The sequence below is a fragment of the Stieleria sp. genome, from assembly GCF_041595215.1.
Classification (GTDB): Bacteria; Planctomycetota; Planctomycetia; order Pirellulales; family Pirellulaceae; genus Stieleria; species Stieleria magnilauensis.
On the sequence record NZ_JBFHKV010000324.1, the window covers coordinates 1 to 7855 of the forward strand.

5 protein-coding genes are annotated in these 7855 nt (G+C 59.0%); 1 reads left to right on the forward strand and 4 read right to left on the reverse strand.

Features of this window, described 5'->3' with window-relative positions; genetic code table 11:
• Positions 1-403 precede the first annotated feature (403 nt).
• Entirely contained in the window at positions 404-2128 is a 1725-nt protein-coding gene (locus ABX749_RS14130) for an alpha/beta hydrolase (protein WP_372896541.1), read from the forward strand.
• A gap of 51 nt (positions 2129-2179) precedes the next feature.
• On the opposite strand, the gene ABX749_RS14135 is transcribed toward ABX749_RS14130, so the two are convergent.
• The 4 genes from ABX749_RS14135 to ABX749_RS14150 all read right to left on the reverse strand — a co-directional run bounded on the left by ABX749_RS14135 (position 2180) and on the right by ABX749_RS14150 (position 6669).
• Positions 2180-2725 carry an ankyrin repeat domain-containing protein gene (locus tag ABX749_RS14135; protein ID WP_372896542.1) on the reverse strand — a complete coding sequence of 182 codons (546 nt, stop codon included), beginning with the start codon at positions 2723-2725 and terminating at the stop codon, positions 2180-2182.
• Positions 2726-3908: 1183 nt separating this feature from the next.
• Complete coding sequence (locus ABX749_RS14140; protein WP_372896543.1) at positions 3909-4763, reverse strand: endonuclease/exonuclease/phosphatase family protein; 855 nt, start codon at positions 4761-4763, stop codon at positions 3909-3911.
• Positions 4764-4795: 32 nt separating this feature from the next.
• Positions 4796-5212, reverse strand: a complete 417-nt coding sequence (locus ABX749_RS14145) for a hypothetical protein (protein ID WP_372896544.1) — start codon at positions 5210-5212, stop codon at positions 4796-4798.
• 755 nt (positions 5213-5967) lie between these two features.
• Positions 5968-6669: a hypothetical protein gene (locus tag ABX749_RS14150; protein WP_372896545.1), complete on the reverse strand. Its 702-nt coding sequence runs from the start codon at positions 6667-6669 to the stop codon at positions 5968-5970.
• Positions 6670-7855 lie beyond the last annotated feature (1186 nt).

A 7855-nucleotide genomic window follows, 5' to 3' on the forward strand; every position in this document is an offset into this window, starting at 1 on the left:
GGGCAGAATGCCCCAGCGGGAGATGATCGGATTTGCGCCGAACGCAACGATGCGATCTGGTTTACAATGCCGACGCCGTGGCGATCGCATCCACGACGTGCACTTGCTGTCGGATGACATCTGCCTTGTGCTACGTTTCACCCCTTGATCAACAAGCCCGACCATCATGTTCCGGATTCTCTTTTGCTCGCTCCTGCTGACAACTTGTTTCGTTGGCCAACGGTCCCACGCCGAAAGCCCCGGCGAGCAAGCCATGCAGCAACTGCTCGATCGCGATGCCGTCGTCATTCCGCTTTGGCCCGACGAGGAGGCAGCTTCAAAACAGACTCAAAAAGTCCCGGCCGATACCGTGGGCGATTCGAAGAGCGGGAAGCCTGCGATTAGCAATGTCACGAAACCGAGCATGATTCTCTTTGACCCGCCGGCGGGCGTCGAAGCGACCGGGACCACGATCTTGTTCGCACCCGGCGGAGGTTATGGACGGCTTTCCTTGCCCAACGCCGTCGATATTTGTCACTGGGCCGGAGCCATCGGCGCCCATTGTGCCGTGCTGAAGTATCGCGTTCCCAGAGCGGCGGATGATCCCGGTCATCGGGTGCCATTGAGCGATGCCCAACGCGCGGTGCGACTGTTGCGGACGGGCGCGGCAGACCTCGGCATCGATGCGAACAAGATCATCATGATCGGATCTTCCGCGGGCGGTCACTTGGCGTTCAATCTGGCCAACAATCACGGCGAGTCGACGTACGCGGCAGAAGACGCGACAGACACAATCAGCGCGCGCCCCGACGCGGTCGTCTTGATGTATCCGGCGTACCTGACGCAGCCGACGGAGTCGTTGACTGCCGATCCGCATCTGCAGCTTGATCAATTGAGCCCCGAACGGACGCCGCCGACGTTGATGACGGTCACCCGAAGCGACAAATTCACCTGGGGAGCGGTCAACACGATGTTGCAACTGAGGCAAGCGAAAGTCCCGGCGGAGCTTCACGTGTTCCCCGAAGGCGGCCACGGCGGCTGTTTTGACAAGTATCCGTTGATGGAGTTCGTCCGTCCGGCCGCTCGCTTCTTGAAGGACCAAGGGCTGTTCACCGAGGCCATGCAACACGAGAGCAACGCATTCTTGGATCGCCTGGAAGCCACGTTCTTAAAACGGCGCGTGGGGCAGCAGGAGGTGTCGAAAACGGAAACGGTGAAGTTAGCGGCAACGAAATCAGACGCGGCGGTGCACCCTTCGGATTGGACCGAGGGCGATCGGCAACTGGCGGCACTCCGCAAGCCGGCACCGGAAATCATCTCGATCTGGCCCGGCGACGGCAAACGCGATGACGATCCAGCTGCGGTGCTGCAGGAGGAGCTTCCACAGCGGCCCGATGGGCTGGTTCGCATCACCAACGTCTCTCGCCCGACGATCCATGTTTGGCGCCCTGCACATCCCGACGGTCGGGCCGTGGTCATCTTTCCCGGTGGGGCCTACAACGCCTTGGCGGCGGAACACGAAGGCACTCAAATCGCTCAGTGGCTGTGCGACCAAGGTATCACGGCGTTTGTCACCAAGTACCGCGTCCCGCGTCGCGACGGGTTGGACAAGCACGCGGTCGCGCTGCAAGACGCCCAGCGTGCGATCCGACTGGTGCGCAGTCGGGCAGATGTGTTCGACATCGACCCGCAACAAATTGGCGTTCTCGGTTTTTCCGCCGGTGGCAACTTGGCGGCGTTGACCGTTCATCATTCGGACCGGCAAAGCTACCCACCGGCTGATTCGATCGATGCGGTCCGCGCGAATCCCGATTTCGCGATCTTGATTTATCCCGCCTACTTGACCGCCGAAGACACCGCGGACGGCTTGGATCCGATGATTCAACCCTTGAAATCAAGCAAGGACTATCCGCCTATTTATTTGGCGGTCGCGGCGGATGATCGGTTCGCCCCCGATTCGTTGCACTACCTGTTGCATCTGCACCGCGCCAAGGTGCCGGCAGAACTACACGTGTACGCCAGCGGCGGCCACGGCAAGGGGTTGCGTGAATCGGGAGGCCCATTCGCCCAATGGACGCGTTCGTGTGCGCGTTGGCTGGCGGATTGGCAAAACGGAACCACCAACGTGATCGTCGAAGGAAGTCGCTGATCCAGCCCAGCGGGCTGAAAGAGTGGTTGCCGGGTCCGTCAGGGCCCGGAATCACGTCTCGCAGCGCTGGCCGCCGTGTTGCCGCAGCACGTTCGCGACGGCATCATTTTGATTGTCGATGGCTTCATCCAGTGGTGTTCGCTGTTTGTTTGTCCGTCGGTTGATGTCGGCACCATGACGGATCAGGATTTCCGCCGTTCGTTCATACGCGTCCGGATCACCCTTTCCTTGAGTGGACCCACCCATCGCGACGGCGTGAAGAGCGGTCGTGCCGACAATGGCATCTTGATTGACATCGGCACCCAGCTCAAGCAGTCGTTCAACCGCATCAGCGCTTCCCGCGTCGGCGCCCCAAGAGAGTGGAGTCAGCCACCAATCACTCGACGAATCGTTCACCATTGTGCCCAGTTCGACAAGGCGTTGGCAGACTTCCGTGGCATTCCGATGCGCGGCCCAATGAAGTGGTGTCGCGCCGTGAAGTTGTCCTGATCGTTTGGAGCGTTCCTTAGCCAAGCCCGGACATGCATCGAGCATTTCCAACGCTTCCCGACTGCGGTGGTCGCGAATCAGTTCGATCAAGGTGTCGACATCTGGCATGTTCATCTCGCGAGCGTCCTGACACGAAAGTAACCACGAAAGACGCCAAACACACGAAATCAGAAACGGCAAGTCATGACAGAGTCATTCGCGATAATCCGCGTTCCCCACTTATCGCCGTGCTGGCGTAGTCTCCGCACCGGCGGGCTTGAGTCGCCGATGATAATCTAGCCCCCACACGAACAACGCAGCCGCCACGAACAGGCAAAGACTACCGAATCCTTGATCAAACGGCCCCGTAGCGAACGAGACCATGCCTAAGACGCCGCAGACAGCGGAAGCCCACCATGCCGCACGACGGGATCTGCGGTAGTAGAGCTGCTCAGCGTTCTCGGTTTCGTGATTCATTGGTTTTCTCCAGCGTTTGTTCGATCACTGGTATTCGTGCCGTGGACGGAACTCTTGGCAAAAGCAGTGCCACATTCCAGGATTTACTTCGTATTGGAACAACGCAAGTATAAAACGCTCACCCGAGGCATGTGGCTGCGGCGACGCGTCCGAGCGCGTCAGAGCCCGGAGTCCGATGCCACGGCGGCGCAGGCCTGGAAGGCCGACAGAGCGTACATCGGGTCGAGGCCGCTGCAGAAACTCTGTCGCCCTTCCAGGGCTGTTGCGTCGGAGCGGACTCTCCACCGGCGGCTCACGCCGCCGGCAAACACTGTGCCTGCCCTCCGGGCATCACCCAGGCCCGCCGCTGACTGCACGCGTTCGCGACGCTCGTCGCTCCTACGTCCCAACCGTTCCGGGCATCACCCAAGCCCGCCGCTGACTGCACGCGTTCGCGACGCTCGTCGCTCCTACGTCCCAACCGTTCGCTTCATGAATCTTTTGCACGCCGTTCATTGGCGTCGAGCTGCAAGCCGCGTCTTGATCTCACTGGTGCACTTCAAACCTCCCAAGACGCACGACTCCCAACGATGGGCGCGTCGCGTGTTCGTTTGGATTCGTCTTTGAGTCAAAGAAATACACCTTCAACCACCCGTCGCGGGTGGCGGGGGAGTCTCGCGCCTGTGGATCACACGATGGGCCACGAGAGATCAAGACGACGATCGCACCGAAACGCTGACGACCCACGGCCAGGAAATTCAAGATGCTGGCGTCAGCCTGTCGGCCTGAGGCATCTCGCAACCCCAACCCACCGTGACCGCCATCAGCCATTGACCGGTAAGCAATCTGACTCAGATCACGGGGAGCGAGCGGTTGACTCAGGTTTGAGAATCGACTGCGCCGAGGTCTTCCGTGGTTCCGAAGGTTCGTCACGTCTGAGCTCGGCAACCACCAGAGCATGGTCAGACCCGTCCCGGCGGACAATCTTGGATTCTGTGGTCGTGAAGTGTGGTGTATGAAAAATGTAGTCGATTCGTAGTGCGAGCGGCAACGGTCGGGTCGGCCAGCTCCAGGTTGAATGAGCGTCAGCATCGTCGTGAACCGAAGCGTATGCGTCGATCATACCGAGTCCGGCGAGTCGCTTTGGAGCAATGAACGTGGAAATGCTGTTGAAGTCTCCAACAACGATCGTCGGGCGCTGACAATCAATTGTCTCGACAATTGCATCGATCTCGGCGGCGTGTTTGGTCTCGGTTGTCGCAAGTGCAGCCATCGCATCACGAATCCCGCCGCCACGCTTCATTTGGAACGGACTCAAATGGACGTTGACAATGCGGACAGGAGTCCCCGAGAGATTCAGGTTGGCAGAGTAGAAACCGAACAGGCCTTCCGAAGGCGGGATGAAGGTGACGTCCGTGAGTTCGATCTTCGAGGCGAATGCAAATCGTTCTCCAGCGTAGTGTCCGTCGTGTCCGGCCGCGTGGAAATAGCGGTGAGTCGTGGCGAGGCGATTGCGAAGAAACCGTTCGGATTGAACCGTTGTTTCCTGGAAGCAAATGAGATCGGGATCGGCAGTGCGGATTGCTTCGAGCACCTGGTCGCCGCGACGGTTGCCCCAATTCAAGTTGTAGGTCGCAATACGAACCGATTCGGCACTCGCGTCAGACGCAAGCATGAATGCGACGATTAACAACGTTGGCAGTGTCTTCATGCTTCGTCAGCAAATGGCGTGCGTGACAGCTCTCAATTTTGATTGGGGATCAACCCAGACGCCAGCGAGACAAGTGCGAAGAGTGCCGTCAACAGCGTCCCGCCGGCAAATAAGAACCATCGCACCCACGTGCGATCGTATCCAAGCCAACGTACGTAAGTCTCGACAATCGGTCCAGCGAAGTAGAGGACGTTTGCGACAATCGCACCTTCCGCAATCATGATCAGGCCGCGAAACGTGAGCAGTTGCGGCCCGTTGGAGATCACGCCGGGCATCGCAAGCATCGCGGTGAACGCGCCGAGCAGCAGGATGTAGGCGATACGAAGCCGCTCCCACGCAAGAAACACAGGTTTTGCCAGCTCGACAACCGACGCTCCCGACTCAACCGTGGAAGCTGCATCATCGGTGGTCGTGTCGGTCGTCGGAGAGGAGTAGGGGTTGTTGGTCATGAGCTTCAGTGGCGAACGCCTGCAGTCACCGTGGCGCGACGAAGGATTGATCGTAGAACGCAGGAGACGTCGCTTCCGCGGCTATGACGCACTGGTCGGTTCGCGCGTCTGGCCAAGAAGGCCGCCCAAGCGGTCGCCGCAGTCTGCCAATATACCCGTTCACACTCGCGAGTGGCGGGGGAGTCCCGCCTTGATCCCGGAGGGATCACAGCGAGTAGCCGGAGGTCAGCGCAGCGTCACCTCCGGGCCACGCCCCCCATCCACTCCACGACCCCGGACGGGGGCGTAGCGAATTCCAGTCCCCGCGGTCACGACGCTCGCCCCCCCTTCTCCGAACCGTCCGCTTCCGAACTCTCTTGCACGCAGTTCATCAGCGTCGTGCTGGTAACGGCGTCGTGATCTCATGGGTGTACTTCCAACATCCAAAGCCGCTCGACTCCCAAGGAATGGCGTGAGCGTGCGTTCGGTCGGATTCGTCTTTGAGTGAAAGAAATACACCTTCGACCACACGTCGCAAGTGACGGGGGAGTCATGCGCCTGCGGATCACACGATAGGCCACAAGAGTTCAAGACGGCGACCGTATTAAAACGCTGACGACCTGCGGCCAGAGGATTCAAGAAGCTGGCGCTAGCCTGACAGCCCGGAGTCCACGCAACGCCGCCCCACCGTGACCGCAGATCAACCGTCGCAGCGGAAAGCAATGAATTAGATTCAACGTTAGCCGCCACCTTGGACGGACGATTGAGCTTCCACTTCAAAAACCGCGCAAGCCGTCTTCAGGTGCACGGCTTGGGTCTGTGCGTTTTTCGCGCGCAGCCTCGGCGAGAATTCCACACACTAGCAAGCCCACCCCGAGAGCACAGGCGACTGTACCGGGAATTGCGGAGGCAACGTCTTTCGGGGGATCTGGAATCGCAATGTATCCGAAAGTGATCAGAATCATTCCGCCGCATAGGCAGAAGAACCAAGAAGTACATTCGTAAGCTCGACCTCGTCGTGGTCGGCCCGAGATGAACGAAAGCACGTACCCGCACGATGCAGACAAGGCAAAACATATCGCGAGGGCGATCCCCACATTGCGCAGGTTGATGAAATCGGCAAACGCCGCATTCAGATTGGGCAGAAGCAATGTGAAAGTGAGTGCCGGCATGCAGAGCAGAAAAATAGCAGCGATCATTGCTCGCGACAGCTCGAAAAAGAATCGGGGGCGTTCCATCCCGTTGATACCGTAGCGACCGATGTTGCGGACAGATTCGTATCCGATCGATGCTGTTCCGACTAGTCCTGTTACCCAAAGTGTGAGCCAGCCACTCCAGGCCAGTACGACGTTTTGAAGCCAACCGTTTATCTCAAACATGACAGGAATCATCATGCCGAACCATGCGAACCATCCCATTGGCATCGCCCATCCAGGCGAGACGCGGCGGTGTTCAAAGATGGTTCGAATAAGATTCATGAGCACAGGACGGCGGTGGTCACCGCGTCGGCGCGATGGACCAAACTCCAATACAAACTCGACTCGCCGACTGCGGAGCACCACTTGGTTCACGCGGATCGGCCACGACGACGGCACGAGCCATCGCCGCTGATGGCCAATGTACTCGATCGGAATCGTCGAGGGAGATTCGAAGTGTCTGGCTCACACTTGTCGTCGCTGGACAGCTACGATGAAGCCCGGAGGGCTGGCACAATGTTTGCCGGTGGTGTCAGCCACCGGTATTCAGTGCAATGAAGTACAAAGGCCTGAAGGGCCGACACAATTGTTCTTTTAGCCGCCCGGGAGCGATCAAACCCCGATTATTGTGTCGGCCCGCTGGGCCTTGAGTGTTGCATGGAATCCATCCCCGGTGGCTGACACCACCGGCAGACACTCTACCGGCCCTCCGGGCCTAAGACACATCGCCCAACCAGCCAAATACGATCCATTAATTCCGTTGGATTCAGCAAACACTGAGCGGTCACCATTTCAGCGATCGGTTCTTTTCGTTCGTTCGTTCGGTCGAGTCGAACGCGAAGCGATCGAACCATGACATCAGGGGCGAATCCCAGGAAACCGAGGTCTGATAAAATCCGATGGCGCACTTCGAACGCACCAGTCGCAGCTGGGATGTCACGCGTTGGACCTGGATGCGAACAGCGGAGAAGAGATTTGTCCACGAATTACTCGAATGACACGAATCGTTGTGACTGGCGTGTCAGGCGTCGGTTGGAAGCGTGAACGGCGGAGCACCACTTGGTTCACGCGTCTCGGCCACGACGACCGCACGAGCCATCGTCACTGGTTCCCAATGTACTCGATTGAAATCGCCAAGGGAAATTCGAAGTGTCCGGCTCACACTTGTCGTCGCTGGACAGCTACGATGAAGCCCGGAGGGCTGGCACAATGTTTGCCGGTGGTGTCAGCCACCGGTGTTCAGTGCAGTGAAGCACAAAGGCCTGAAGGGCCGGCACAATCGTTCTCTTGGCCGCCCGGGAACGCTCAACCCCCGAATACTGTGTCGGCCCGCTGGGCCTTGAGTGTTGCATGGAATCCATCCCCGATGGCTGACACCACCGGCAGACACTCTATCGGCCCCCCGGGCCTAAGACACAACGCCCAACCAGCCAAATACGATCCATCGATTCCGTTGGATCTGGCAAAC